Here is a 25289-nt window from a genome sequence, read left to right on the forward strand (position 1 = left end):
AATGTCTCGTATTGCTAAAAACCCAGTTGTTATCCCTGCTGGTGTAGAAGTTAAATTTGGTACTGACGTTTTGACCATTAAAGGTAAAAATGGTGAATTGTCTTTGCCTTTGTCTCAAGATGTAAACGTTGCTTTGGAAGATGGTCATTTGACTTTCGCCGCTGCTAACGAAAGCAAACAATCTAATGCTATGTCTGGTACTTTCCGTGCCTTGGTAAACAACATGGTTAAAGGTGTTGCTGAAGGTTTTGAGAAAAAATTGCAATTGATTGGTGTGGGTTACCGTGCTCAAGCTCAAGGCAAAACCTTGAACTTGTCTTTGGGTTTCTCTCATCCTATCGCTTATGAAATGCCAGAAGGCATTACCGCTGTGACTCCTTCTCAAACTGAGATTGTGATTACTGGCGCTGATAAGCAAAAAGTTGGTCAAGTAGCTGCTGAGATTCGCGGTTATCGTCCTCCTGAGCCTTATAAAGGTAAAGGCGTGCGCTATGCTGATGAACACGTGGTTATCAAAGAGACTAAGAAAAAATAATTGAGGCTCGATAAATGAATAAAAAAGTTGCAAGACTCCGCCGTGCACGTAAAACCCGTGCCAAAATCGCGGGCTTAGGTATTGAAAGATTGAGTGTATATCGTTCTAACAATCACATTTATGCCCAAATTATCAGTGCTGAAGGCGACAAAGTATTGGCTCAAGCATCAACTATCGAAACTGCAGTACGTGGCGACTTGAAATCAGGTAGCTCAGTTGCAGCGGCTGAATTTGTTGGTAAACGCATTGCTGAAGCTGCTAAAGCTGCAGGCGTTGAAAAAGTTGCATTTGACCGTGCTGGTTTTAAATACCATGGTCGTGTAAAAGCATTAGCCGATGCTGCCCGTGAAAACGGCCTCAGTTTCTAATAGTAATTTTGGAGTTTATAAATGGCAAAACACGAAATTGATGATCGCGGCGATGGCTTAATTGAAAAAATGGTCGCAGTCAACCGCGTGACTAAAGTGGTTAAAGGTGGCCGTATTATGGCTTTCTCAGCACTGACAGTAGTTGGTGATGGTGATGGTCGTATCGGCATGGGCAAAGGTAAATCTAAAGAAGTACCTGTTGCCGTACAAAAAGCAATGGATCAAGCTCGTCGTAACATGATCAAAGTGCCTTTGAATGGTCGTACCATTCATCACGCAGTTGTTGGTAAACATGGTGCTACCAAAGTATTCATGCAACCTGCTAAAGAAGGTAACGGTGTGAAAGCTGGCGGTCCTATGCGTTTGGTATTTGATGCTATGGGCATTCACAATATCTCTGCAAAAGTACACGGTTCTACCAACCCGTACAACATTGTTCGCGCAACATTGGATGGCTTGAGCAAATTGTATACACCTTCAGATATTGCTGCTAAACGCGGTTTAACTGTTGAAGAAATTTTAGGTGAATAAGATGGCTGAGACTAAAAAAATCAAAGTCACTTTGGCTAAAAGCTTGATTGGCTGTATTGAAAAACACCGTGCTTGTGCTCGTGGTTTGGGTTTGCGTCATCGCGAACACACTGTTGAAGTGTTAGACACTCCAGAAAACCGTGGCATGATCAATAAAATCTCTTACTTGTTGAAAGTGGAGGAATAACATGTTACTTAATACAATTAAGCCAGCTGAAGGTGCTACTCACTACGCTCGTCGTGTAGGTCGTGGTATTGGTTCTGGTTTGGGTAAAACTTGTGGCCGTGGTCACAAAGGTCAAAAAAGCCGTAACGGTGGTTATCACAAAGTAGGTTTCGAAGGCGGTCAAATGCCTTTGCAACGTCGCTTGCCTAAACGCGGTTTTAAATCAGTAACTGCTCAATTCAATGACGAAATCACTTTGTCTCAATTGAATAACTTGCCAGTTGAAGAAATCGATTTGTTGGCTTTGAAACAAGCTCAAGTGATTTCTCAAAACGCAAAAGTGGTTAAAGTAATCGCAACTGGTAAAATTGAACGTGCTGTTCAATTGGGTGCTGGTATCAAAGCTACTGCTTCTGCAAAAGCTGCGATCGAAGCTGCCGGCGGTAAACTGTCTGATTAAGGTTTAATATTGTGGCAAACCCAAAAAACTCTGGTTCTACTAAGTTTGCCGACCTGAAACAACGCATCTTATTTTTATTAGGTGCGTTGGTAGTTTTTAGGATCGGTGCTCATATTCCTGTGCCTGGCGTCGATGCAGCTGCTTTAACCGAATTGTTCAGCAAAGCCAACAGTGGTTTGTTTGGTATGCTGAATATGTTCGCTGGCGGTTCATTGGAACGTTTCTCTATTTTTGCTATTGGCATCATGCCATACATTTCTGCGTCGATTATCATTCAGTTGGCTTCAGAAATTCTCCCTTCTTTGAAAGAATTAAAAAAAGAGGGTGAGGCAGGGAAGCGTACTATCACCAAATATACCCGTTATGCGACAGTTCTTTTGGCTGCTGCACAAGCATTTGGTACGGCTGTGTTTCTATACAATCAGCCTGGTATGGTTGTTACGCCTAAAGTTGAATTTTTTGTTTCAACAATTGTGTGTTTGGTTACGGGCACCATGTTCCTGATGTGGTTGGGTGAGCAAATCACCGAACGCGGCATTGGTAACGGTATTTCCTTAATTATTTGTGCGGGTATTGCTGCTGGTATTCCAGCAGGTATCAGCAAATTATTGACTCTGATTAGTCAAGGTTCTATGAGTTGGTTCACGGCCTTGTTAATTGTGGTCGGTGCTTTGGCTTTAACATATGCAGTTGTATTTGTTGAAAGCGCTCAACGTAAGGTGCCGGTGCAATATGCTAAGCGTCAAGTTGGTAATAAAATCATGCAAGGTCAATCGACTTTCATGCCATTCAAATTGAATATGGCAGGCGTGATTCCTCCAATCTTTGCGTCTAGTATTATCTTGTTTCCGACAACCATCTTAAGTTGGTTTGGTGCGGATGATAAGCTTTCTTGGTTTGGTAAAATTGCAGGCTATCTGCAACATGGCCAACCTTTGTTCATCATCTTTTTTGCTTGTGCCATTATTTTCTTTTGTTATTTCTATACCGCTTTGGTGTTTAGCCCGCGTGAAATGGCAGAGAACTTGAAGAAGAGTGGTGCTTTTGTACCAGGTATTCGTCCAGGTCAACAAACATCCGCATATTTGGAAAAAGTGGTACTTAATTTAACATTCTTTGGTGCGATTTACATTGCCATTGTGTGTTTGATTCCCGAGTTTTTAACCAGTGCGGTTAACGTTCCATTTTACTTGGGTGGTACTTCTTTATTGATTATGGTGGTTGTGACCATGGATTTCAGGACGCAAATTGCTTCTTATGTCATGAGCAGCCAATATGAAAGTTTAATGAAACGTTCGCAAGGACGTTTGGGTGGTAAGCGTTAATATGGCTAAAGAAGATACGATACAAATGCAAGGGGAGGTGTTGGAGATGTTGCCCAATGCCACCTTTAAAGTAAAACTGGAAAATGATCATGTGGTTTTGGGTCATATTTCAGGGAAGATGCGCATGCACTACATTCGGATTTCTCCAGGTGACAAAGTTACCGTTGAAATGACACCTTATGACTTAAGTCGTGCGCGCATAGTATTTAGAACCAAATAGTACGAAAGGATTCATCAGATGCGTGTTCAGCCTTCTGTGAAAAAGATTTGTCGTAATTGTAAAATTATTCGACGCAATCGCGTGGTACGTGTAATTTGCACAGACCCACGTCACAAACAACGTCAAGGTTAATTTTTTAAACCTTTTCTGATATAATGGGCAAATTTGCCTCAAGGATAACATATGGCTCGTATTGCTGGGGTTAATATCCCTAACAACGCTCATATCGTTATTGGCTTACAAGCCATTTACGGTATTGGCGCGACTCGTGCTGGATTGATTTGTCAAGAATCTGGCATAGCTACTACTACTAAAGTAAAAGATTTGACTGAAGCTCAGTTGGAATCTTTGCGTGAGCAAGTAGCGAAATTTGAAGTTGAAGGTGATTTACGTCGTGAAGTTACCATGAACATCAAACGTTTGATGGACATGGGTTGCTATCGTGGTATGCGTCACCGTCGCGGCTTACCTTGCCGTGGTCAACGCACTCGCACTAACGCTCGTACCCGTAAAGGTCCGCGCAAAGCGATTGCCGGTAAGAAATAATTAAAAGGAATTTATTGAATGGCTAAAGCAAACACAGCTACGCGTGTGCGCAAAAAAGTACGTAAAACCGTATCTGAAGGCATCGTGCACGTTCACGCTTCTTTCAACAATACGATTATTACCATCACAGATCGTCAAGGAAATGCATTATCTTGGGCTACCTCTGGCGGTGCTGGTTTTAAAGGTTCACGTAAAAGCACACCGTTTGCAGCACAAGTTGCTGCAGAAGCAGCTGGTAAAGTTGCCCAAGAGTATGGTGTAAAAAACTTAGAAGTTCGCATCAAAGGCCCAGGCCCTGGTCGTGAATCTTCTGTACGTGCACTGAATGCTCTTGGATTCAAAATTACCAGCATTTCCGATGTGACGCCTATCCCACATAACGGATGCCGTCCACCGAAAAAACGTCGAATTTAATCCGGAGTTGTTAAAGTATGGCACGTTATATTGGCCCTAAATGTAAATTAGCTCGTCGCGAAGGCAGCGACTTATATTTAAAAAGCGCACGTCGTTCTATCGACTCAAAATGCAAAATTGATACTGCACCTGGTCAACACGGTGCTAAACGTGGTCGTTTGTCTGACTACGGTTTGCAATTGCGCGAAAAACAAAAAATCCGTCGTATTTACGGCGTATTAGAACGTCAATTCCGTCGTTACTTTGCGGAAGCTGAACGTCGCAAAGGTTCTACTGGCGAATTGTTGTTGCAATTGTTGGAATCTCGTTTGGATAACGTTGTTTTCCGTATGGGTTTTGGTTCTACCCGTGCTGAAGCACGCCAATTGGTTTCTCACAAAGCCATTACTGTAAATGGCCAAGTAGTGAATATCCCTTCTTACCAAGTTAAAGCTGGTGACGTAGTGGCTGTTCGCGAAAAAGCGAAAAAACAAGTTCGCATTCAAGAAGCTTTGGCATTGGCAACTCAAATCGGCTTGCCAAGCTGGGTAATCATCGACGCTCAAAAATTAGAAGGTACATTTAAAAGTGTTCCTGACCGTTCTGAATTGTCAGCTGACATCAAAGAACAATTGGTCGTTGAGTTCTACTCTAAATAATAGCTAGATTGTTGAGGAATCGCTTAATGCAAAGCAACGCATCTGAATTTTTAAAGCCGCGTACGATTGAAGTAGAAACTCTTTCCGCTACGCGTGCTAAGGTGTCTATGGAGCCGTTTGAACGCGGTTTCGGACATACGTTGGGTAATGCATTACGTCGAATCTTGCTTTCTTCCATGAATGGTGCAGCACCGACGGAGGTAACTATCGCCGGTGTTCTGCATGAGTACTCCACCATTGATGGTGTGCAAGAAGATGTGGTTGATATTTTGCTGAACCTGAAAGGTGTGGTTTTCAAATTACACAGCCGTCAACAAGTTGTATTGAAGTTGCAAAAAAGTGGTGAAGGTGTTGTAACTGCGGGTGACATTGAATTGTCTCACGATGTTGAGGTGTTAAATCCTGAACATGTGATTTGTCATTTGTCATCTAATGGCGCGGTTGATATGCAAATTAAAGTGGATATCGGTCGTGGCTATCAATCAGTTGCAGGCCGCCGCAATCGCGACGACAACCAAGAAATTGGTGCCATCCAATTGGATGCAAGTTTCTCTCCTGTAAGCCGCGTCAGCTTTGATGTTGAGCCTGCTCGTGTGGAACAACGCACTGACTTAGACCGTTTGGTACTCGATATCGATACCAATGGCTCTGTCGATCCAGAACAAGCTGTACGCAGTGCAGCCCAAATCTTGATTGACCAGTTGTCTATTTTTGCAGACTTGCAAGGCACTCCTGTTGAGGAAGTGGTTGAGAAAGCTCCACCAGTAGATCCTATCTTGTTGCGTCCTGTAGACGATTTGGAATTAACCGTTCGTTCTGCAAACTGTTTGAAAGCAGAAGATATCTACTACATAGGCGACTTGATTCAACGCACAGAAACAGAATTGCTGAAAACACCTAACTTAGGTCGTAAGTCTTTGAATGAAATTAAAGAAGTGCTTGCGTCCAAAGGTTTGACCTTGGGTTCAAAACTTGAGTCTTGGCCACCAGCCGGCTTAGAGAAACCCTAAGTTGACTTTTAAAGGATTATGACATGCGTCATCGTAATGCTAACCGAAAATTAAACCGTACCAGCAGCCATCGCAATGCGATGTTGCGCAATATGGCTAATTCTTTGGTGACTCACGAAACCATCGTGACCACTTTGCCTAAGGCTAAAGAATTGCGCCGTGTTGTTGAGCCTTTGATTACTTTAGGCAAAAAACCTTCATTGGCCAACCGCCGTTTGGCGTTTGACCGTACCCGTGACCGTGATGTGGTTGTGAAATTGTTTGGTGACTTAGGTCCTCGTTTCGCTAACCGCAATGGTGGTTATGTGCGTATCTTGAAATGTGGTTTCCGCAAAGGTGACAATGCACCTTTGGCATTGGTTGAATTGGTTGAACAACCAGCTCAAGCTGCTGAGTAATCACAAGTATCATCAAAAACCAACCCTAGCTTAGGGTTGGTTTTTGTTTTGTATGAAGTTTTGATATGATGCCAACTTAAACCTTAACTGAGGCCTTATCATGAAAAAAGTTCTGCTGTTGACAGTGTTGTTGGGAATGATGCAAGTTGCCATGGCGGCGCGTGCTTTGCCTACCAATATGGACATTGCGGTATTGAAAAACTACCAACAGCGACAGATAGAACTCAGTCCTGATGGTTTTTCTTGGTTAAAGTTTTTTACCCTAGGTTGGTTAGACAAATCTCGCATTTTTGACATGTCAGCTGCAGTGAAAGTTAAGGATGAAAGCAATCGCTTCATTACTTATAACAAGTTATCCAGACATCTCGGTAAAGTCGTTGCTGTAAAACGTGACCCTTATAACAATATCAATGAGATATGGATATTAACCGATCGTGAGCGCGAACAATTTCGTCAAATAGCGAAGCAACGAGAAGCAAAACAACCATGAAGAAAGTTTACATTCGTACTTTCGGCTGTCAAATGAATGAATACGACTCCGACAAAATGCTGTCGGTGTTGGCCGAAAATGAAGAATTAGAACAGGTCAGTGAGCCAGAAAACGCTGACATCATTCTGTTCAATACCTGCAGTGTGCGTGAAAAAGCGCAAGAAAAAGTATTCTCTGATTTGGGCCGTGTGCGCAAATTCAAAGAAAAAAATCCTAATATCATTATTGGTGTCGGTGGTTGTGTCGCTTCACAAGAAGGCGATGTCATTGTAGAGCGTGCACCCTATGTGGATGTGGTGTTTGGGCCACAAACTTTGCACCGTTTACCGCAATTAATCGACGATAAGAAACACACAGGCAAAGCGCAAGTCGACATCAGTTTTCCTGAAATTGAAAAATTTGACCACATTCCTGCGGCCAAAGTCACTGGCGGTTCCGCGTTTATTTCCATTATGGAAGGCTGTTCCAAATATTGCAGTTTTTGTGTGGTGCCATACACGCGCGGCGAAGAATTTTCACGTCCATTAGAAGATGTGTTGACTGAAATTGTCGGTTTGGCACAACAAGGCGTGAAAGAAGTGAATTTATTGGGTCAAAACGTCAATGCTTACCGCGGTGAAATGCCGGACGGTGGCATTTGTGATTTTGCCCAATTGTTGCGCATCGTCCACGAAGTACCGGGTATTGAGCGCATGCGTTTTACCACCAGCCATCCGCGCGAATTCTCTGAAGCCATTATTGACTGCTACCGCGATTTGCCTAAATTGGTGTCGCATCTGCACTTGCCGATTCAGTCGGGTTCAGACCGTGTCTTATCGGCGATGAAGCGTGGTTATACCGCCTTGGAATACAAGTCCATCATCCGCAAATTGCGCAAATACCGTCCTGATTTGTGCTTAAGTTCGGACTTTATTGTCGGTTTTCCAGGTGAAACTGAGGCTGAATTTGCACAAACCTTAAAACTGGTGCAAGACATTGCTTTTGATTTGAGCTATGTGTTTATTTACAGCCCACGTCCGGGTACTCCGGCGGCGAATTTGCCCGATGATACACCAAATGATGAAAAAGTACGTCGTTTGGAGGCGTTGAACGAGGTGATAGAAGCGGAAACCCGTCGCATCAATGCCTCTATGGTCGGTACGGTACAGCGTTGTTTGGTGGAAGGGGTGTCTAAAAAAGACCCAAATCAAATGCAAGCACGCACTGCCAATAACCGTGTGGTGAATTTTGTGGGGAATCCGCGACTGATACACCAAATGGTAGACATCGAAATCACAGAAAGTTTTACCTTCTCATTGCGCGGCAATTTGTTGATAAACGAAGACTAGTTCCGTGTATTGAAACAAAAAAATGCGGCCTGTAAGCTTACAGGCCGCATTTTTGTTGCATAGCAGCTAGAATAAAAATGATTGTCATCAATTGTAGTCTAGATTATGATTAAAGTGAGCATCTGTTAACAATTGCAAAAATACATAACAAAGAAAACAGGTGTCATCAGATAATCCAATCATTGAAGTATTAGGAGTTTAATTATTATGTTGACGACACAAGCAACCCGCTTATCTTGTATCGCTGCAATGGTTTTGGCTTTGGCCGCCTGTGGTGATAAAGGTGCAAGCAACACTCAAGGTGGTGCATCTGGTGCGACCAATACTGCCGCCGCCGGCAATGCTGGTTCTACTTTAGACAAAATCAAATCATCTGGCGAAATCGTCTTGGCACACCGCGATTCATCTGTGCCATTTTCTTATATTGCTGACACTCCTAATCAGCCTGTGGGTTATGCACACGACTTGCAAATGAAGGTGGTCGAAGCGGTGAAAACCAAATTGAACAAACCTGATTTGAAAGTGCGCTATGTGTTGGTGACCAGCCAAAACCGCATTCCATCCATTGCCAATGGTACTGCTGACTTAGAATGTGGCTCTACCACCAACAATAAAGAGCGCCAACAACAAGTGGCATTCTCTACCGGCTTCTTCAAAGTGGGTTCACGTTTGTTGACCGCGACCAATTCAGGCGTTGCCGACTTCAAAGACTTGAAGGGCAAAAAATTGGTGACCACCGCTGGTACCACTTCTGAGCGCTACATCAAAGCCCACCAACAAGAATTGGGCATAGGTGAAATCATCTCTGCCAAAGACCATGCTGAATCGTTCTTGATGTTGGAAAGCGGACGTGCTGCAGCTTTCATGATGGATGACATCTTGTTGGCAGGTGAGAAATCCAAAGCCAAAGACCCTGCCAAATGGCAAATCGTCGGTACTGCGCCGATTCATGAAATCTATGGTTGCATGATGCGCAAAGGCGATGCTGAGTTCAAACAAGTGGTAGACGATGCCATCAAAGCGACTTACGCTTCTGGCGAAATCAATACCATGTACAAAAAATGGTTTGAATCTCCAATTCCACCGAAAAATGTTAACTTGAATTTCCCAATGTCGGAGGACATCAAAGCCTTGATCGCCAATCCGACCGATAAAGACGCATAATTCATTTGCAAACATGGCAGCCTGAAACATCGGTTTTGGGCTGCTTTGTTGTTAAGGAGTCGCTATGAATTACACATGGAATTGGGGTGTACTGTCCCAGTCTACAGGTATTGGTGATGAAACCTATCTGGATTGGATTGTTTCTGGTTTGGGATGGTTATTGACCATCGGTAGTATCGCTTGGATTATTGCCCTGTGTTTGGGTACGGTTTTGGGTGTGATGCGTACTTTGCCAAGTGCTTGGGCACGCCGCATCGGTACTTTGTATGTCACCATTTTTCGCAACATTCCCTTATTGGTACAGTTATTTGTTTGGTATTACGTGGTGCCCACTTGGTTGCCAGCGAGCCTACAACAATGGTGGGTCAATGATTTGGGTTCCAATACCACCGCATTGATTTCTGCCAGCATCGGTTTGGGCTTGTTTACCGCCGCACGGATTTGCGAACAAGTGCGCACAGGCATTGAGTCTTTGCCCAAAGGTCAAAAGAATGCCGGTTATGCCTTGGGTTTCACCACTGCGCAAATGTACAAAACCGTGATCTTGCCGCAATCTTTTCGGGTGATTTTGCCACCATTGAGTTCTGAACTCACCAACTGCTTTAAAAATGCCTCCATTGCCTCATTGGTGGGTGTGTCTGAATTGATCAGTCAAGTCAAAACCATCAGTGAATACACCCAATCGACGATAGAAGTGTATGCGTATGCCACTTTGATTTACATCGTGCTGAATCTGAGCTTGATTGCGTTGATGGGCTTGTTAGAACGCAAACTGCGGGTTCCAGGCTTGATTGCGGGAGGGAAATAATCATGTTTTTTGATGATTTGGCCATTGCATGGCCGCAATTATGGCAAGGCTTCCAAGAAACGCTGAAAGTGGTGGTGGCTGCTGCCATAGGCGGTATCTTCTTAGGCACTATCTTGGCTTTATTGCGCTTGTCGCCGATTAAGCCGTTGTCGTGGATTGCCAAGTTCTACGTCAATATGTTCCGCTCCATTCCATTGTTGTTGGTATTGATGTGGTTTTACTTTGCGGTGCCGTTTATTTATACCGGCATCACAGGGCAATTTTTACAGGGCGATATTGCGTTCAAATCCAGTGTGGTGGCCTTTATGCTGTTTGAAGCCGCTTACTTTTCTGAGATTGTGCGCGCCGGCATCCAGTCCATCAGCCGCGGTCAAACTTTTGCCGCCTACGCTTTGGGCATGACCTATGGCCAAACCATGCGCTTGGTCATCTTGCCGCAAGCCTTCCGTAAGATGTTGCCCTTGTTATTGCAACAAACCATTATTTTGTTCCAAGACTCCACTTTGGTGGCAGCGATTGGTTTAACCGATTTGTTCCGAGCCGCTTATGTGCGTGGTACCAATACCGCTGGTGGTATTTTGCCTTCTTACATTATTTTTGCAGGGTTGGTTTATTTTGCAATCAGCTTGGTGGCTACTTACGGTGTGAAAAAATTACATGCGAGGTTACGTGTATGAGCGAAGTCATGATAGATATTAAGGGCGTTAACAAATGGTATGGTCAATTCCAAGTGTTAACAGATTGCACCACTGCCATTAAAAAAGGCGAGGTTGTGGTGGTTTGTGGCCCATCAGGTTCAGGTAAGTCGACCTTAATCAAAACCGTGAATGGCTTGGAGCCCTTCCAAAAAGGCGACATCATCGTCAATGGCACTTCCATTGCTGACCCGAAAACCGATATGTCGAAATTGCGCAGCAAAGTCGGCATGGTGTTTCAGCACTTTGAGTTGTTTCCACACTTGAGCATTACTGAGAATCTGACGGTGGCGCAGGTCAAAGTATTGGGCCGTTCTATGGACGAGGCCAAGAAAAAAGGCTTGGCGTATTTGGACCGTGTTGGCTTGAGCGCTCATGCCAACAAATACCCAGCTGAGTTGTCTGGTGGTCAGCAGCAGCGCGTGGCCATCGCCCGTGCTTTGTCCATGGACCCGATTGCGATGTTGTTTGACGAACCGACTTCGGCACTCGATCCGGAGATGATTAACGAGGTACTGGATGTGATGGTGAGTTTGGCCAAAGAAGGTATGACCATGATGTGCGTGACCCATGAAATGGGTTTTGCCAAATTGGTGGCCGATCGCATCATCTTCATGGACAAGGGTTTGATTGAAGAAGACTGCAGCAAGACCGACTTCTTCGGCAGCCCTCGCGGCGAACGTGCCCAACAATTCTTAGCGAAGATTTTGCACAGCTAAGATCCCCTTACAGGACGCTTTAAGCGTCCTGTAATCATATGAGCATTCAAAATAATGCCTGCAGCTGATTTGTAAATATGCTGCAGCTTTCAATAAAATATGTAATCCTTGCGCTTAAGATTGAGCAATCAATCTAGGTGGGTGTTAATGCTAAATTTTGTGTTAATTCCAAAAATGGAGGACATGAATTCTAAGATTTTTAACTTTATTTTTTGAAAAACTTGCTGTTTTTAAAATCAAAACATTGCGTCATCAATTTTAATCCATCAAAAAAATGATAAGCATAAGGAAAATTTTATTTATTTATGTTAATGTGTCGCACTTTCGAGCAACGGATAAAAACAACACATTGTTGCTTGGATTCAAATAAGTCATTTTTGGAAAGAAGAGGACTGAGAAATGTCGGATAATCAACACGGTTTGCAACGGACCTTGAAGAACCGCCATTTGCAATTGATTGCAATTGGTGGTGCGATTGGTACCGGTTTGTTCATGGGCTCGGGTAAAACCATCAGCTTGGCTGGCCCTTCGGTATTATTTACTTACATCATCATTGGTTTGTTCTTGTTCTTTGTGATGCGTGCAATGGGTGAATTGTTGCTGCATAACTTGGAATACAAATCTTTTGTCGATTTCACTGCAGATTTGTTAGGCCCTACCGCCGGTTATTTTGTCGGTTGGACTTACTGGTTTTGCTGGGTCGTCATCGGTATGGCAGACATCGTTGCCATCACCGGCTATATGCAATTTTGGTGGCCAGACATTCCATTGTGGTTGCCTGGTATCTTCTGTATCGCGGTCTTGCTGACTTTGAACATGTTGTCAGTAAAACTGTTTGGTGAATTGGAATTCTGGTTTGCCTTAATCAAAATTTTGGCAATTGTGGCCTTGATTTTGTGCGGTATCTACTTGATTTTGACTGGCTTCGTCGGCCCAACTGGCGACAAAGCACAATTGTCTAATTTGTGGAAAGACGGTTGGTTCCCACATGGCATGAGCGGCTTCTTTGCTGCCTTCCAAATTGCGGTGTTCGCATTCGTGGGTATCGAATTGGTGGGTACTGCTTCTGCCGAAACTGCCGATCCATACAAAACCTTGCCTAAAGCGATTAACAAAATCCCAGTGCGCGTGATTGTGTTCTACGTATTGGCCTTGATGGTGATCATGACTGTGACACCTTGGAGCTCGGTTGCTCCGGATAAGAGCCCATTCGTGAACATGTTTACCTTGATTGGTATCGGTGCAGCAGCGGCCTTGATTAACTTTGTGGTATTGACCTCAGCCTTGTCTTCAGCCAACAGTGGTATGTATTCTACAGGCCGCATGTTGTTCGGTTTGGCCGACAAAAAATTGGCACCCAATGCGTTTGGTAAATTGTCTGGTAACGGTGTACCGCGCAATGGTTTGTTGTACTCATGCGCCTTGTTGTTAATCGGTGTGGGTTTGTTGTATGCCGATGGTAACGTGATGCACGTGTTCACTGTGGTAACCACCATTTCAAGTATCGGCTTCTTCTTTGTGTGGACAATGATTTTGTTGTCATACATCAAATACCGCAAAGTACGCCCAGAAGCACATGCACAATCGACTTACAAAATGCCGATTGGCGTACCGATGTGTTACTTGTGCTTGGCATTCTTTATCTTTGTATTGGGCTTGTTCTGGCAAGAAGCCGACACCCGTTTGGGCATGCAAGTAACGCCATTGTGGTTCTTGGCCTTGGCAATTTGCTACCCATTCTACAAACGCAACTTGGCCAAATAAGCGCCTTAGCGTGAAAAGATTGAAGCGTCCTGTGTTACAGGGCGCTTTTTTTATGGCCAGCTTTTCAGTATGGATGTGAATGTGTTGCGCAGACTTGTGTCTGGCGCTAAAACTCACTACATTAAGCACTTTAGTGAAGCAACATCGAAATCAAAGGAAATCGCGTGGAATCTGTATTTTGGAGTGACGGTGTGGCAGGTTTACACCCTTATGTACCGGGTGAACAACCGCAAATTGCCAATTTGGTCAAACTCAATACCAATGAAAACCCATTCCCACCCTCAGCCCAAGTGTTGGCTGCCATCGCCACTGCCGCGCAAAGCGGTTTGCAGCGCTATCCCGACCCTCAATCGAGCGAATTGGTACATGCTTTGGCGGTTTACCATGGCTTGAATGCTGAGCAGGTGTTTGTCGGCAACGGTTCCGATGAGGTGTTGGCACACGCGTTTCGTGCCTTGTATGTGAAACAAAAACCACTGTTAATGCCCGACATTTCCTACAGTTTTTATGGTGTGTATGCCGCTTTGTTTGGCATTCCGTGCCAAGCTGTGCCACTGAACTCAGAGTTGGTGGTGGATGTGAACGACTATTTGGCCATAGACCCAAACAGCGTCGCCGGCGTGGTCATCGCCAACCCGAATGCACCCACCGGTGTGGCCATTTCCTTGGCCGACATCGAACGGGTGTTACAACACTTCGGTCAAGTGGCGGTGTTGATCGATGAAGCCTATGTGGATTTTGGTGCTGAATCGGCCTGTAAACTCATCGAGCAATACCCGAATTTATTGGTGGTACAAACCCTGTCCAAATCGCGCTCTTTGGCCGGTTTGCGCATCGGTTTTGTCTTGGGTGCTAGTGAATTAATCGATGGCTTGGTGCGGGTGAAAGACAGTTTCAACTCTTACCCATTGGACAAAATCGCCCAAGCCGCTGCCGTGGCCGCGTTTGCCGACCAAGCCTATTTTGAACAATGTCGCGATGCGGTGATGTCTGAGCGCGCGGTTGTGGCGGCTGCCTTAGAAGCGCGTGGCTTTAAGGTGTTGCCATCGGCGACCAATTTTGTGTTTGCCAGCCATCCTGCTTACCAAGGTCGCGATTTGCTCGCTGCTTTGCGTGAACGGGCGGTATTGGTGCGCCAATTTGAAAAACCGCGCATTGCCGATTTCTTGCGCATCAGCATCGGTACTGTCGCCCAAAACCAAGCCTTGATTGCGGCTTTAGACGACATCTTGGCACAATAAACCACTACCGCCACCTAAGCGGCCTGTAAACATCGGGTGAACATGATGACACTGTCGGCTTTCATAGATGCCATCTCCTTGCAAAACGAGTTGGTGCAAATCTTGGTCTCGCTGCTGATAGGTTTATTGATAGGCGGGGAGCGCGAATACCACAACAAATCGGCGGGTTTGCGCACCTTCATCCTCATCAGTTTTGGCGCGTGTTTGTGCACGATATTGTCCATCAAAATTGGCGGCAGCAGCCCAGATCGGATTGCTGCCAACATCATCACCGGCATCGGTTTTCTCGGTGCCGGTGCCATCTTTAAAGATGAAAACAAAGTCAGCGGCATCACTACCGCCAGCACCATTTGGGCCACCGCCTCGCTCGGCATGTGTGTGGGCTCGGGTCACATCGCCTTGGCGATATTCGGCGCGGTATTGGTGTGGTTTGTGTTGTATGTGATGGCTACGGTGCAAAACTGGATAGACCAATACAATAAAATCATCGATTACAAATTAACCCTGCCTTCCATCAACGACATCGCCTATTGCGAAGCCTTGTTCCAACAGTTCGGTCTTAAATCCACCTTATTGCGCGAAGCCAAATCGCCGCAACAATGCGTCCTCACTTGGCGCTTGGCCGGCCGCTATGCCCAACACCAAGCCTTTTTGGCCAAGCTGCGATTGGATGCAGTCATCGAGACGTATCAATACTGAAACCAACATCATATGCGGCCTGTAAACCTTGTTAGGCAAGGTTTTAAGTGTGTTTTCCAGCAGGCTTAAGCTAGAATGGCATTTTGTTTGCAGACGGATAACGGCCATGGTATTGAGTCATATTTGGGTAGCGTTTTTCCTCATCACTTTTGTGGTGGCGTGTATCAAATTGCTGGGTGGTGACACCGAGATTTTTGAAAAAATTGTCAAAGCCATGTTTGACAGTGCCGCCACTGGCGCCACCATATCCCTAGGTCTGATTGGCATGATGACGTTTGCACTGGGCATCATGAAAATCGGTGAAAAAGGCGGCATGATTGCCATCATCGCCCGTTTGGTTGGGCCATTCTTTAACAAATTGTTTCCGGAAATCCCCAAAAACCATCCTGCCTTGGGCTCCATCCTGATGAATTTTTCCGCCAATGCCTTGGGGCTCGACAATGCCGCCACGCCTTTGGGCTTAAAGGCGATGAAAGAATTGCAAGAGCTCAATCCGGTTAAAGACACCGCCAGCAATGCCCAAATCATGTTCATCGTGCTCAATGCCTCCAGTTTGACGCTGCTGCCAATTTCCATCATGGCGTTTCGCCAAGAAGCGGGTGCCGCCATGCCTTCCGATGTGTTTATTCCAATTTTGATTGCGACTTTTTTCTCCACTTTGGCCGGTTTGTTGACGGTGGCGTGGTGTCAGAAAATCAATTTGTGGGACAAGACCATCTTGGCCTACTTGGGCGGTTTGACCGCGATTATTGGTGGCGCGCTGTATTATTTTTCTGGCTTAGAGCCGGCGCAAATGCAAATCGTGTCGCGGGTGGTGGGCAATTTTGTGTTGTTTGCGTTGTTTGTGTCGTTTATTGCGTTGGCGTTTTACAAGCGCATCAATGTGTACGACGCGTTTATCGAAGGCGCCAAAGAAGGCTTTCAAGTGGCGGTGAACATCATTCCGTATTTGGTCGCCATCTTGGTGGCCATCGCCGTGTTCCGCGCTTCGGGCACCATGGACTATTTGGTCGAGGCAATTGCGTGGGTATTTTCCAGCTTGGGGTTTGATACCCGTTTTGTGGAAGCCTTGCCGGTGGCTTTGATGAAACCGTTGAGCGGCTCGGGTGCACGCGGCTTGATGGTGGAATTGATGCAAACCAATGGTGCCGATGATTTTGCCGCGCGCGTTGCCTGTGTGATTCAAGGTTCTACCGAAACCACGTTTTATGTATTGGCGGTGTATTTTGGTTCGGTCGCCATCAAGAAAACCCGCCATGCCGTCTCGTGTGCCTTATTGGCCGAGCTCGCTGGTGTGGTGGCGGCGATTTGTGTGGCCTATGTGTTTTGGGGTTAATCAAGGATTTACAGGCCGCATTGGCCATAAAGTCCGCTTAAAAGCGCCATAAAACGCTACTTCTGCGTTTGCGCACAGTTTGCTGCTGCGATTCGGTTAGACTGGTGGTGTGTTTGAGCCAGAGGAGCGACTGTGATGCGTAAAAAACAAGCAACTTCGAGCAACCGTTTGCCAGAGAAGTGGTTTCGGCGCGGGCTGTGGTTGGTGGCGTTTGTGTTTGCGGGTTTTTTAATCGGACTGGGTGGCAAAATTGTTGGCGATTTGCCGCAAGCCGCGCCGTACAAAGATTTGCAAGCGTATGTGAATCAGCAAGTCTATGCGCCGTTGCAATTGGAGCAAACGCGTTTACAAAGCCAACAAACACAATTGCAAAACGTGGCCGAGCAAAACAATTTGGCGCTGCAAAAACAGCGCAATCAAACTCTGTCTGAGCAAGACAGCCTGAACAATTGGTTGGCTACGCGCTCGGTGACCGAGCAGTCGGATCAAAATCCAGAAGTAATCGCGCGCACGCAAAAACTCGATGCCTTAAAAGCACAAGAACGCAAGGCGCAGCAGCAAACAGAGGCGGTGCAGCAACAGCAATTGGATACCGAGCAGCGTTTGGCGCAGGTCAATACCGAATTGGCGCAATTGGATGAGCAAGCGCAGGTATTGAAACAGGCCGACGACAGAAAAATCGAATTGCGGGTGTTTTTGTACCGCTTGGCCTTGACCTTGCCCTTATTGCTGATTGCGACGTATTTGTTTATGAAGCAACGCGGCTCGCGCTGGTGGCCGTTTGTGTGGGGCTTTATTTACTTTGCCTTGTTCGCGTTTTTTGTGGAGTTGGTGCCGTATCTGCCCAGTTACGGTGGTTATGTGCGCTATATTGTCGGCATAGGCATGACTTTGCTGATAGGCCGCTATGCCATAGTGGCGATGAACCGCTATTTGGAGCGCAAGCAAGCGGAAGAAGCCTTGCCCAGTAGCGAGCGCCAACAGCAATTGAGTTACGATGTGGCGCAGTTGCGCATCACCAAAGCGGTGTGTCCAAGCTGCGAGCGGCCCACCGATTTTAAAAACCCAGCGCTGGATTTTTGTCCACATTGTGGCATAGGCTTGTTTGATTATTGCGGCGTGTGCCAAGTGCGCAAGAATGCGTTTGACCATTATTGCCATAAGTGTGGCGCGGTGGCGAACGATAAATTATAAGGCAATGTGAGTTTAACCAGCGGCCTGTAAACCCATCAAAATGGTTTACAGGCCACTGTGATTTTGTTGCGCTGTGTCAATAACGCTGGCTGTCAAAAGCGTAAGCTAATCCCACGTCAACTCGATAATCACTGGTAACAGCAGTGGTTTGGATAGGAGGGAAATGGCAAGTGTCAGTAGGCAGAAAGTGCGTTTTCCTAAGCAACCGAAGTTACCAGTGCGTGTGCGCTGGGGTTGCGATAAGTTGTGTGCTGTCCATTGTGTGCAATGCGGCAATGGGTACGACAGGGCACAGCATCCGCTAGAGATTTTTGGTGCAGATGGCGATGGCAGTCTGACGCCTGAGGAGTGAATAAAAATTGATTTGGTTTAAGCAAGCTCAGATTTAATTCCCTGAATTCCTTTAAAGCAAAAGCGGCCTGTAAGTATTTACAGGCCGCTTCCGTTATCTGCAATGCTGCAATCATCACAAGGCTTTGGTGAAATGGAAGCTCTCGGCCACATAGCCGTGGGTGAAATAGAATTTGTGCGCACGACCGCGATGCACGCCTGAATCCAAGCCCAGATGCTCACAACCGTTTTCACGACCAAAGCGTTCCAATTCGTTCAAAACGGTGCTGCCGATGTTGGTGCCACGTTGGCTCTCGTCTATGACCAAGTCTTCCAACATCATCATTTTGTTTTGGTAGGTATTGTGGTGCATATTGAACATGGCCAAGCCTTTAAACGGCGGTTTGCCATCGTCAACCAACAATAAGCGTTGGTTTTCGCTCATCATGGTGCGCAGCAATTGCTCGTAAGCCGCAAAATCATTCATGGCAGGGCGCAATTGTTTGTGGATGGCGAAAATTTCTGGCAGCCAATCTTGGTGTGCATCCAAATCAGCGAGGGTGTGTAAGTATGTGTAGCGAGGTTCTGACATCAGTTCTCCGTTTTTAATAGACTTTGGTATAAGGCTGCGTCCTCGGCATGGAAGCAGCAGAAAATGATTTTTTCGACATGGCTCAGTGTGGGAGCGATGTCGGCGACGGTAGCCACGGCAATCTGCGCTGCTTGTTGATGTGGATACGCGTACACGCCAGTGGCAATGCACGGGAAGGCAATGCTGCGAATTTGGTGCACATCGGCCAATTCCAATGAGTGGCGGTAGCAAGCGGCCAATAATTCGGCTTCGCCGTGCGTGCCACCGTGCCACACTGGGCCAACGGTGTGGATGACATGGCGCGCGGGCAGTAGGTAGCCAGAAGTCATTTTCGCTTCGCCGGTATTGCAGCCGCGCAAAGCGATGCACGCCGACAACAGCTCTGGCCCCGCGGCGCGGTGGATGGCACCATCGACACCGCCACCGCCCAGCAGGCTTTTATTGGCAGCGTTGACGATGGCGTCTAGCGCCAAAGTGGTGATGTCGGCTTGGATGACGCTGATGTGCGCATTGTTCATTAAGCGGCCTGTAAGGCAGGAACGGTGACTTTTTCGCCCAATAATTCGCCCAATACTTGGCTCAAGACCGCATAAAACTCGCTACCATCGCGACTGGCCAACCATGCGCCGTCGTTGTATTGAAAATGGTAGCCACCGCTTTTGGCGGCTATCCACAATTCTTGGTTGGCGGCATGGCGGTTGATGATGATTTGCGCGCCGTCTTCGTGTTCCAAGGTCAGGACATTGCCAGATTTTTCGGTATCGAATGCATCGAAGTGGTCGCTGACATAATCGTCGATGTAATCAAAGATGTTTTCTGATAAGGTGACAAAGTCGGTTTCATTCATGCTCATGGTGTCTTACGGTGGATTTTGTTAAGATTGCCCATCTTGCCACGAGTTTTCCATGAAAACAATGTTCGTTTACGGGCAAGCGGCGCCAGCGTGCAATCAATATTATCGGGAGTAGGGTGTGAAAATTTTGTGGATGGGTGTGCTGTGCACATTACTCAGTGCTTGTGGCTTCAAAGGCGGCCTGTATTTGCCTAAGGAAAACGACAAGCAAACTTTTGGTGCGGTACAAACCGGTTTTGGCATAGACAAGCGCCCAAATCAAGTGTCCCCAACCATGCAAAACAACCCGCAACCCTTTTAACCACTCACAGAGCAACGAAACGCATCATGAATTCATACCAATACAGTAACAATGTCCTGCACTTTGACGGTGTGGCCTTACCGACTTTGGCGCAAGAATACGGCACGCCTTTGTACGTCTACAGCGAAACCGCATTGACGACCGCATTTCAGTCGTATGAGCAGGCTTTTGCCGCCAACCAACCGCTGATTTGCTATGCGGTCAAGGCCAATGGCAATTTGAATGTATTAAAGCATTTTGCTGCCTTGGGCGCGGGTTTTGACATTGTGTCTGGCGGTGAATTGCAACGCGTGCTGGCCGCCGGTGGCGATGCGAGCAAGGTGATTTTTTCGGGCGTGGGCAAATCCATAGACGAAATTCAATTGGCTTTGCAAGTGGGTGTGAAGTGTTTCAATGTCGAGTCTTTGCCTGAATTAGACCGCATCAATGCGGTGGCGGCAGAATTGGGCATGACCGCACCGATTTCGCTGCGCATCAATCCCGATGTCGATGCACAAACCCATCCGTATATTTCTACTGGCTTGAAAGAAAACAAATTTGGCATTGCCTTTGTTGATGCCATGGGCGCGTATCGTCATGCGGCGGCTTTGCCCAATTTGCGCATCGTCGGCATAGACTGCCACATTGGTTCGCAATTAATCGACTTAAGCCCGTTGGCCGAGGCTTTGGAGCGTTTGCTGGTATTGGTTGACCAATTGGCGGCCGAAGGCATAGTCTTGCAACACATAGACATCGGCGGTGGTGTCGGCATTGTGTACAACGATGAAGCGCAACCGGATTTGCAAGCCTATGCCGATACCGTGGCGCGTTTACTGGCGGGTCGTCCACAACATTTGGTGATGGAGCCGGGTCGTTCTTTGGTTGGTAATGCTGGCGTGTTGTTGACCCAAGTGGAGTTTGTCAAAGTGGGCGAAAGCAAAAACTTTGTCATCGTCGATGCGGCAATGAACGATTTGATGCGCCCCGCTTTGTACCAAGCCTACCATGCGATTGCAGAAGTTGCGCCACATGCGGATGTGCCAGCGGTATTGGCCGATGTGGTGGGGCCGATTTGTGAAACTGGCGACTTCTTGGCCAAAGACCGCGAATTGGCGGTGGTGGCAGGGGATTTGTTGGCGGTGAAAAGTGCCGGTGCTTACGCAGCCAGCATGGCCAGCAATTACAATACCCGCACCCGTGCGGCTGAAGTGATGGTGAAAGCAGGCGCGCACCGCTTAATACGCCGCCGCGAAACCCTCAGCGATTTGTGGAAAGACGAGATTTTGTAAGCCATACAACTTGTTGATAAGCATATATATGAAAGCGGCCTGTAAACATTTACAGGCCGCTTTTTTAAATCGTTAGCAAGAATACGGAATTATTGACCTGGCAAAATGCCTTTAATGCCTTTGGCCATTTTCAACATCTTGCCCATGCCGCCTTTGCTGAATTGCTTCATCACTTTTTGCGATTGTTCAAATTGCTTCAGCATTTTGTTCACTTCTTGCACGGTCACACCCGAACCCATGGCGATGCGGCGTTTGCGACTGGCCTTAATCAAGGCAGGGTTGGCACGTTCTTTGGCCGTCATCGAGTTGATGATGGCTTCTACCTGACCCATGGCGCGCTCGGCCGTGCCTTCAGGTACGTGTTTAGACATTTCACCAATTTGGCCAGGCATTTTTGCCATCAAAGATTCGATACCGCCCATTTTGCGCATTTGTACGATTTGCGCTTTAAAGTCGTTCAAGTCGAAACCCTTGCCTTTGTGCAATTTTTTCGCCATTTCGGCAGCGGTTTCTTGATCAATGCCTTTTTGAACGTCTTCAATCAAGGTCAGCACGTCACCCATGCCCAAGATACGGCTGGCCAAACGGTCGGGATGGAATGGCTCCAAACCCGTCACTTTTTCACCGACACCAATGAATTTAATCGGTTTGCCAGTAACATGGCGCACAGACAAGGCCGCACCACCACGCGCATCACCGTCCATTTTGGTCAAAATAATACCAGTCAATGGCAAGGCATCGTCAAACGCCTTGGCAGTGTTGACCGCGTCTTGGCCTTGCATCGCATCGACGACAAACAAAGTCTCAATCGGATTGATGGCAGCATGGATTTTTTGAATCTCTTCCATCAACACTTCATCAATGGCCAAACGACCGGCAGTATCGACCATCAACACATCAAAAAAGTGTTTTTTGGCATATTCTTTGGCGTCCAGCGCAATTTGTACTGGGTCTTCCCAAGAATTGGAATTGTAAAATTCGACTTCCACTTGTTCGGCCAACAAGCGCAATTGCTCAATCGCCGCAGGACGGTAAACGTCGGCAGAAACCACCAACACTTTTTTCTTGTGCTCGGTTTTGAGCAAACGTGACAATTTACCGATGGTGGTGGTTTTACCTGCACCTTGCAAGCCGGCCATCAAGATGATGGCGGGAGGGACTGCGGCCAGATTCAAGGCATCGTTTTGCTTGCCCATCAAATCGGTCAATGAATCGTTAACCACACCAATAAAGGCTTGGCCTGGAGTCAAGCTGCCCAAAACTTCTTGACCCATGGCTTTTTCTTTGACATTGGCCACGAAGTCTTTTACCACAGGCAAGGCAACGTCGGCTTCCAATAAAGCCATGCGCACTTCACGCAATGCGTCTTTAATGTTGTCTTCGGTCAAGCGCGAGTGGCCGCGCATGGTTTTAACCAGATGACCCAAACGGCTGGAAAGATTGTCTAACATAGGTATCCCCTAGATAATTGTCTGCACCGCAAGGGTGTTCCTGATAAAATTGACCTATTTTACACGACAGGCTGCGTTTGCGACACGCACGCACCGGAAAGATTGTCAATGACGTTGTTATTTGTTTGTTTATTGTTGATCTATAGTGGTTTTTCTCTGTTTGTAATTCACTTTTGGCGCCGCAAACCCAGTCAGACTTATCCCTTAAAGCAAGAATTGACTTTGTTGGTGCCGGTATTGCTTTTGAATGCTTTGTGGCTGTGGTTGCCTATCTTGCAAAGCCAACGCCTGCTACTGGGTTTCGGTCATGCGATGGCCATGCTCAGTTGGATTACCTTGGTTTTGTACTGGTGTGGCAGCTTCTTTTACCGTCTACAAGGCTTACAGCTGTTCTTATTCCCCATTGCGGTATTGAGCTTGTTGTGTGATGTCTTCTTACCGGGAGCGACCACGGGTGTGGTGGTCGACAACAGTGCGTTTGCCTTACACATTATGTCTTCCTTATTGGCTTATAGCTTGTTTGCCTTGGCCACTTTATTGGCATGGTTGATGTTGTGGCTGGCACGCGATTTGCGTCAACACCGTTTATCGCCATCAGTTTCGTTCTTGCCGCCTTTGCTCAGCATAGAAAAATTGATGTTTCAATCTCTGACCATGGGTTTTGTGTCGCTAACGGTATCGCTATTAAGCGGCATGTTGTTTTCTGAATATGTGTTTGGGCACGCCTTTACATGGACACACAAAATCATTTTTGGCATTGCATCTTGGGTGATTTACGCTGGCATTTTGTTTTTGCGTTGGCGCCAAGGTGCCCGTGGTAAGAAAATTGCCATTGCCGTTATCGTGGGTTTTATCTTATTGATGTTGGCTTATGCCGGCAGCAAATTTGTCTTGGAAATCGTGTTGGCACACAGTCGTTAAATCCGATGTGACCATATGACAGCGCTGATAGTAAACGGGCTGTGAATCTGATGGAGATTCACAGCCCGTTCTAATTTTCTCTTCTCTATTCTTATGATGCCTTTGCTAACTTGGCTTTGTCATGCTGAGTCTGTGCTCCACATGTGCATTAACTATAGGGTATCGCCGTAAGCTTGACAAGCACATTGTCACAAATCTTTAACAAAATTTATATTTCGATTTTATTGAAAAAAGACATACGTTTTCGAAAAATCACTAAGAATGAGCCAAATGGCATAATTAAAGGAGATGACTCACAGTACTTACAGGGAATTAGTGTTGATTTAGAATAGAATTCTAGTTTCGATTAAGTATTTAATTAATATATAACCAAATAAAATTCCGATAGGCGGAATAATTTTTAAATTTACATTAGAGTCAAATTGTAATTTTGATTCATGGGCTTAAACCAAATGCCATGACTGTGCTTATGGAGGCTTTTCAGTTGTGTAAGTTCCATTTTTAGCAGACTGTTTTGTTGATAATATTGATTTAGCCAGTACTGCAGTCTGTAATGGTTGAAGATATGGTTGTCAGTAATGATGACATAGTAGAAATGTACGGGTATTGAGCCAAGCCAATAAAGTTGAATATATCGGTTAGATGCGATGCTGAATATGATAGGGCTAAAGCAGGCATCGCATATGGAGCGACGATATTTCTCTGTATTTCATAAGCAATGAGTATTGAAAATGGTAATCACGGCCTAAACTGTTAAGCGGCCTGTAAATACAGTTACAGGTCGCTTATTGAATACTGTGATTCAGTTATGACGATGCGTATGTATGGATGGGTATCAGAATTGATTGATAGTGGGCTGAAGTTGAAGGCATAGATTGCGCTGTTATCTGTTTGAGTATGGTGGTTCATAATGTTATGTTGTGGTGTGTGCCGATAGGTGCTGAGATAACTAAATATATGGTTGTCTCAATATGTATGGATGAACAGTGAAATGCGGCCTGTAAATTAACATGATAGTATTTACAGGCCGCTTGTATTGGTACATGTGTATAGAGCATTACAGATTGTGGGTGTGTTTTGATATGGCTTCTTGTATGTGCAACTTAATATCTATATATGTTATGAAACATCGAGATATGGCCTGCAAATCAATCTTCGGGATTTACAGGCCGCTTATGTGTTCATTTGTATCAAGCTCAAGTGGGTTGCTTCGGGTATATAAGGTGGATTACTTCTGGTATTGAGTGACATCTAAGGTATCCGTTTTGTACTTAATCTACTTGTTTTGGGTTTCAATTTCACTTTTCCCCAATATATTTCCTCATATTCTTAGTATTTCTTCCGTGTTACCGCGAGGATTTTGGTGTTGTCCGTTTGCTTTCTAAAATTCTTTCTCCTTAAAATCCTTTGTAAATCAGATATGTGGTCAAATTCCTTTACTCTTTTTGCCTTTAGGTGTTGACGGCTATGGGGAATGTGCGTAAGATTCGGCTTCTTCGCTGCTGACACAGCCTCTAAGCTAAT

At 46.0% G+C, this 25289-nt stretch carries 33 protein-coding genes; 28 read left to right on the plus strand and 5 right to left on the minus strand.

Annotation, left to right across the window (positions count from 1 at the left end; translation table 11 throughout):
- Position 1: 1 nt before the first annotated feature.
- The 25 genes from rplF (at position 2) to BN3003_RS04005 (ending at position 18401) form a co-directional block, all read left to right on the plus strand.
- Entirely contained in the window at positions 2-535 is a 534-nt protein-coding gene (gene rplF / locus BN3003_RS03890) for a 50S ribosomal protein L6 (RefSeq protein ID WP_058305415.1), read from the plus strand.
- A 14-nt stretch (positions 536-549) separates the two neighbouring features.
- Positions 550-903 carry a 50S ribosomal protein L18 gene (rplR, locus tag BN3003_RS03895; RefSeq protein WP_058305416.1) on the plus strand — a complete coding sequence of 118 codons (354 nt, stop codon included), beginning with the start codon at positions 550-552 and terminating at the stop codon, positions 901-903.
- A 21-nt stretch (positions 904-924) separates the two neighbouring features.
- Entirely contained in the window at positions 925-1434 is a 510-nt protein-coding gene (gene rpsE, locus BN3003_RS03900; RefSeq protein ID WP_058305417.1) for a 30S ribosomal protein S5, read from the plus strand.
- Between the two features lies 1 nt (position 1435).
- The gene (gene rpmD / locus BN3003_RS03905; RefSeq protein ID WP_058305418.1) at positions 1436-1621 is read left to right on the plus strand and encodes a 50S ribosomal protein L30; all 186 of its coding nucleotides are present in this window, start codon (positions 1436-1438) and stop codon (positions 1619-1621) included.
- A 1-nt stretch (position 1622) separates the two neighbouring features.
- Positions 1623-2060, plus strand: coding sequence for a 50S ribosomal protein L15 (rplO, locus tag BN3003_RS03910; RefSeq protein ID WP_058305419.1), 438 nt, complete (start codon positions 1623-1625; stop codon positions 2058-2060).
- Between the two features lie 11 nt (positions 2061-2071).
- On the plus strand, positions 2072-3385 hold the full coding sequence (secY, locus tag BN3003_RS03915) for a preprotein translocase subunit SecY (protein ID WP_058305420.1): 1314 nt from the start codon (positions 2072-2074) through the stop codon (positions 3383-3385).
- Between the two features lies 1 nt (position 3386).
- A complete protein-coding gene (infA, locus tag BN3003_RS03920; protein WP_019959421.1) occupies positions 3387-3605 on the plus strand; it encodes a translation initiation factor IF-1 in 219 nt (72 codons plus the stop codon).
- Between the two features lie 18 nt (positions 3606-3623).
- The gene (rpmJ, locus tag BN3003_RS18330; RefSeq protein WP_003697674.1) at positions 3624-3737 is read left to right on the plus strand and encodes a 50S ribosomal protein L36; all 114 of its coding nucleotides are present in this window, start codon (positions 3624-3626) and stop codon (positions 3735-3737) included.
- A 51-nt stretch (positions 3738-3788) separates the two neighbouring features.
- Positions 3789-4151, plus strand: a complete 363-nt coding sequence (rpsM, locus tag BN3003_RS03925) for a 30S ribosomal protein S13 (RefSeq protein ID WP_058305421.1) — start codon at positions 3789-3791, stop codon at positions 4149-4151.
- 18 nt (positions 4152-4169) lie between these two features.
- A complete protein-coding gene (rpsK, locus tag BN3003_RS03930) occupies positions 4170-4565 on the plus strand; it encodes a 30S ribosomal protein S11 (RefSeq protein WP_058305422.1) in 396 nt (131 codons plus the stop codon).
- Positions 4566-4582: 17 nt separating this feature from the next.
- Positions 4583-5203, plus strand: a complete 621-nt coding sequence (gene rpsD / locus BN3003_RS03935; protein ID WP_058305423.1) for a 30S ribosomal protein S4 — start codon at positions 4583-4585, stop codon at positions 5201-5203.
- A gap of 26 nt (positions 5204-5229) precedes the next feature.
- A complete protein-coding gene (locus BN3003_RS03940) occupies positions 5230-6213 on the plus strand; it encodes a DNA-directed RNA polymerase subunit alpha (RefSeq protein ID WP_058305424.1) in 984 nt (327 codons plus the stop codon).
- Between the two features lie 23 nt (positions 6214-6236).
- Positions 6237-6611: a 50S ribosomal protein L17 gene (gene rplQ, locus BN3003_RS03945; RefSeq protein ID WP_058305425.1), complete on the plus strand. Its 375-nt coding sequence runs from the start codon at positions 6237-6239 to the stop codon at positions 6609-6611.
- 100 nt (positions 6612-6711) lie between these two features.
- Entirely contained in the window at positions 6712-7101 is a 390-nt protein-coding gene (locus BN3003_RS03950; protein ID WP_058305426.1) for a hypothetical protein, read from the plus strand.
- Positions 7098-8429, plus strand: coding sequence for a tRNA (N6-isopentenyl adenosine(37)-C2)-methylthiotransferase MiaB (gene miaB, locus BN3003_RS03955; RefSeq protein ID WP_058305427.1), 1332 nt, complete (start codon positions 7098-7100; stop codon positions 8427-8429). The genes BN3003_RS03950 and miaB overlap by 4 nt, the downstream gene beginning before the upstream one ends.
- 207 nt (positions 8430-8636) lie before the next feature.
- On the plus strand, positions 8637-9593 hold the full coding sequence (locus BN3003_RS03960) for a transporter substrate-binding domain-containing protein (RefSeq protein WP_058305428.1): 957 nt from the start codon (positions 8637-8639) through the stop codon (positions 9591-9593).
- A gap of 64 nt (positions 9594-9657) precedes the next feature.
- Positions 9658-10401, plus strand: a complete 744-nt coding sequence (locus BN3003_RS03965; RefSeq protein WP_058305429.1) for an amino acid ABC transporter permease — start codon at positions 9658-9660, stop codon at positions 10399-10401.
- A gap of 2 nt (positions 10402-10403) precedes the next feature.
- Positions 10404-11078 carry an amino acid ABC transporter permease gene (locus BN3003_RS03970; protein WP_058305430.1) on the plus strand — a complete coding sequence of 225 codons (675 nt, stop codon included), beginning with the start codon at positions 10404-10406 and terminating at the stop codon, positions 11076-11078.
- Between the two features lie 8 nt (positions 11079-11086).
- A complete protein-coding gene (locus tag BN3003_RS03975; RefSeq protein WP_058305462.1) occupies positions 11087-11815 on the plus strand; it encodes an amino acid ABC transporter ATP-binding protein in 729 nt (242 codons plus the stop codon).
- Between the two features lie 399 nt (positions 11816-12214).
- Positions 12215-13579, plus strand: coding sequence for a D-serine/D-alanine/glycine transporter (cycA, locus tag BN3003_RS03980; RefSeq protein WP_058305431.1), 1365 nt, complete (start codon positions 12215-12217; stop codon positions 13577-13579).
- Between the two features lie 164 nt (positions 13580-13743).
- On the plus strand, positions 13744-14820 hold the full coding sequence (gene hisC, locus BN3003_RS03985; RefSeq protein ID WP_058305432.1) for a histidinol-phosphate transaminase: 1077 nt from the start codon (positions 13744-13746) through the stop codon (positions 14818-14820).
- Between the two features lie 42 nt (positions 14821-14862).
- Positions 14863-15519: an MgtC/SapB family protein gene (locus tag BN3003_RS03990; RefSeq protein ID WP_199822542.1), complete on the plus strand. Its 657-nt coding sequence runs from the start codon at positions 14863-14865 to the stop codon at positions 15517-15519.
- Between the two features lie 106 nt (positions 15520-15625).
- Positions 15626-16855: a nucleoside recognition domain-containing protein gene (locus BN3003_RS03995; RefSeq protein WP_058305433.1), complete on the plus strand. Its 1230-nt coding sequence runs from the start codon at positions 15626-15628 to the stop codon at positions 16853-16855.
- 135 nt (positions 16856-16990) lie between these two features.
- The gene (locus tag BN3003_RS04000) at positions 16991-18049 is read left to right on the plus strand and encodes a hypothetical protein (RefSeq protein ID WP_058305434.1); all 1059 of its coding nucleotides are present in this window, start codon (positions 16991-16993) and stop codon (positions 18047-18049) included.
- 163 nt (positions 18050-18212) lie between these two features.
- Positions 18213-18401 (plus strand): DUF3079 domain-containing protein, encoded by a 189-nt coding sequence (locus tag BN3003_RS04005; protein WP_058305435.1) that lies wholly within the window; start codon positions 18213-18215, stop codon positions 18399-18401.
- A 114-nt stretch (positions 18402-18515) separates the two neighbouring features.
- On the opposite strand, the gene BN3003_RS04010 is transcribed toward BN3003_RS04005, so the two are convergent.
- From BN3003_RS04010 to cyaY, 3 genes are read right to left on the minus strand one after another with little or no spacing between them, the layout of a single operon-like run.
- Positions 18516-18971, minus strand: a complete 456-nt coding sequence (locus BN3003_RS04010) for a GNAT family N-acetyltransferase (protein WP_058305436.1) — start codon at positions 18969-18971, stop codon at positions 18516-18518.
- Positions 18971-19489 (minus strand): O-acetyl-ADP-ribose deacetylase, encoded by a 519-nt coding sequence (locus tag BN3003_RS04015; protein ID WP_058305437.1) that lies wholly within the window; start codon positions 19487-19489, stop codon positions 18971-18973. Before BN3003_RS04015 ends, BN3003_RS04010 begins: the two co-directional genes overlap by 1 nt.
- The gene (gene cyaY / locus BN3003_RS04020) at positions 19489-19818 is read right to left on the minus strand and encodes an iron donor protein CyaY (protein WP_058305438.1); all 330 of its coding nucleotides are present in this window, start codon (positions 19816-19818) and stop codon (positions 19489-19491) included. The genes BN3003_RS04015 and cyaY overlap by 1 nt, the downstream gene beginning before the upstream one ends.
- A gap of 124 nt (positions 19819-19942) precedes the next feature.
- Between cyaY and lptM the strand changes: the two genes are divergently transcribed.
- Together lptM and lysA are read left to right on the plus strand one after the other, a co-directional pair.
- Positions 19943-20125 (plus strand): LPS translocon maturation chaperone LptM, encoded by a 183-nt coding sequence (gene lptM / locus BN3003_RS18610; RefSeq protein ID WP_407701087.1) that lies wholly within the window; start codon positions 19943-19945, stop codon positions 20123-20125.
- 26 nt (positions 20126-20151) lie between these two features.
- Positions 20152-21393 (plus strand): diaminopimelate decarboxylase, encoded by a 1242-nt coding sequence (gene lysA, locus BN3003_RS04025; RefSeq protein ID WP_058305439.1) that lies wholly within the window; start codon positions 20152-20154, stop codon positions 21391-21393.
- 89 nt (positions 21394-21482) lie between these two features.
- Here the strand turns inward: lysA and ffh are convergent, their stop codons facing one another.
- Entirely contained in the window at positions 21483-22844 is a 1362-nt protein-coding gene (gene ffh / locus BN3003_RS04030; RefSeq protein ID WP_058305440.1) for a signal recognition particle protein, read from the minus strand.
- A gap of 108 nt (positions 22845-22952) precedes the next feature.
- Here ffh and BN3003_RS04035 point away from each other — a divergent pair, with 108 nt between their 5' ends.
- A complete protein-coding gene (locus BN3003_RS04035) occupies positions 22953-23765 on the plus strand; it encodes a cytochrome C assembly family protein (RefSeq protein ID WP_058305441.1) in 813 nt (270 codons plus the stop codon).
- Between the two features lie 1329 nt (positions 23766-25094).
- Here the strand turns inward: BN3003_RS04035 and BN3003_RS19055 are convergent.
- On the minus strand, positions 25095-25289 hold a 195-nt coding region (locus BN3003_RS19055), incomplete at its 5' end, for a hypothetical protein (protein WP_222704884.1).

Source organism: Vitreoscilla massiliensis (assembly GCF_001457815.1).
GTDB lineage: Bacteria > Pseudomonadota > Gammaproteobacteria > Burkholderiales > Neisseriaceae > Vitreoscilla > Vitreoscilla massiliensis.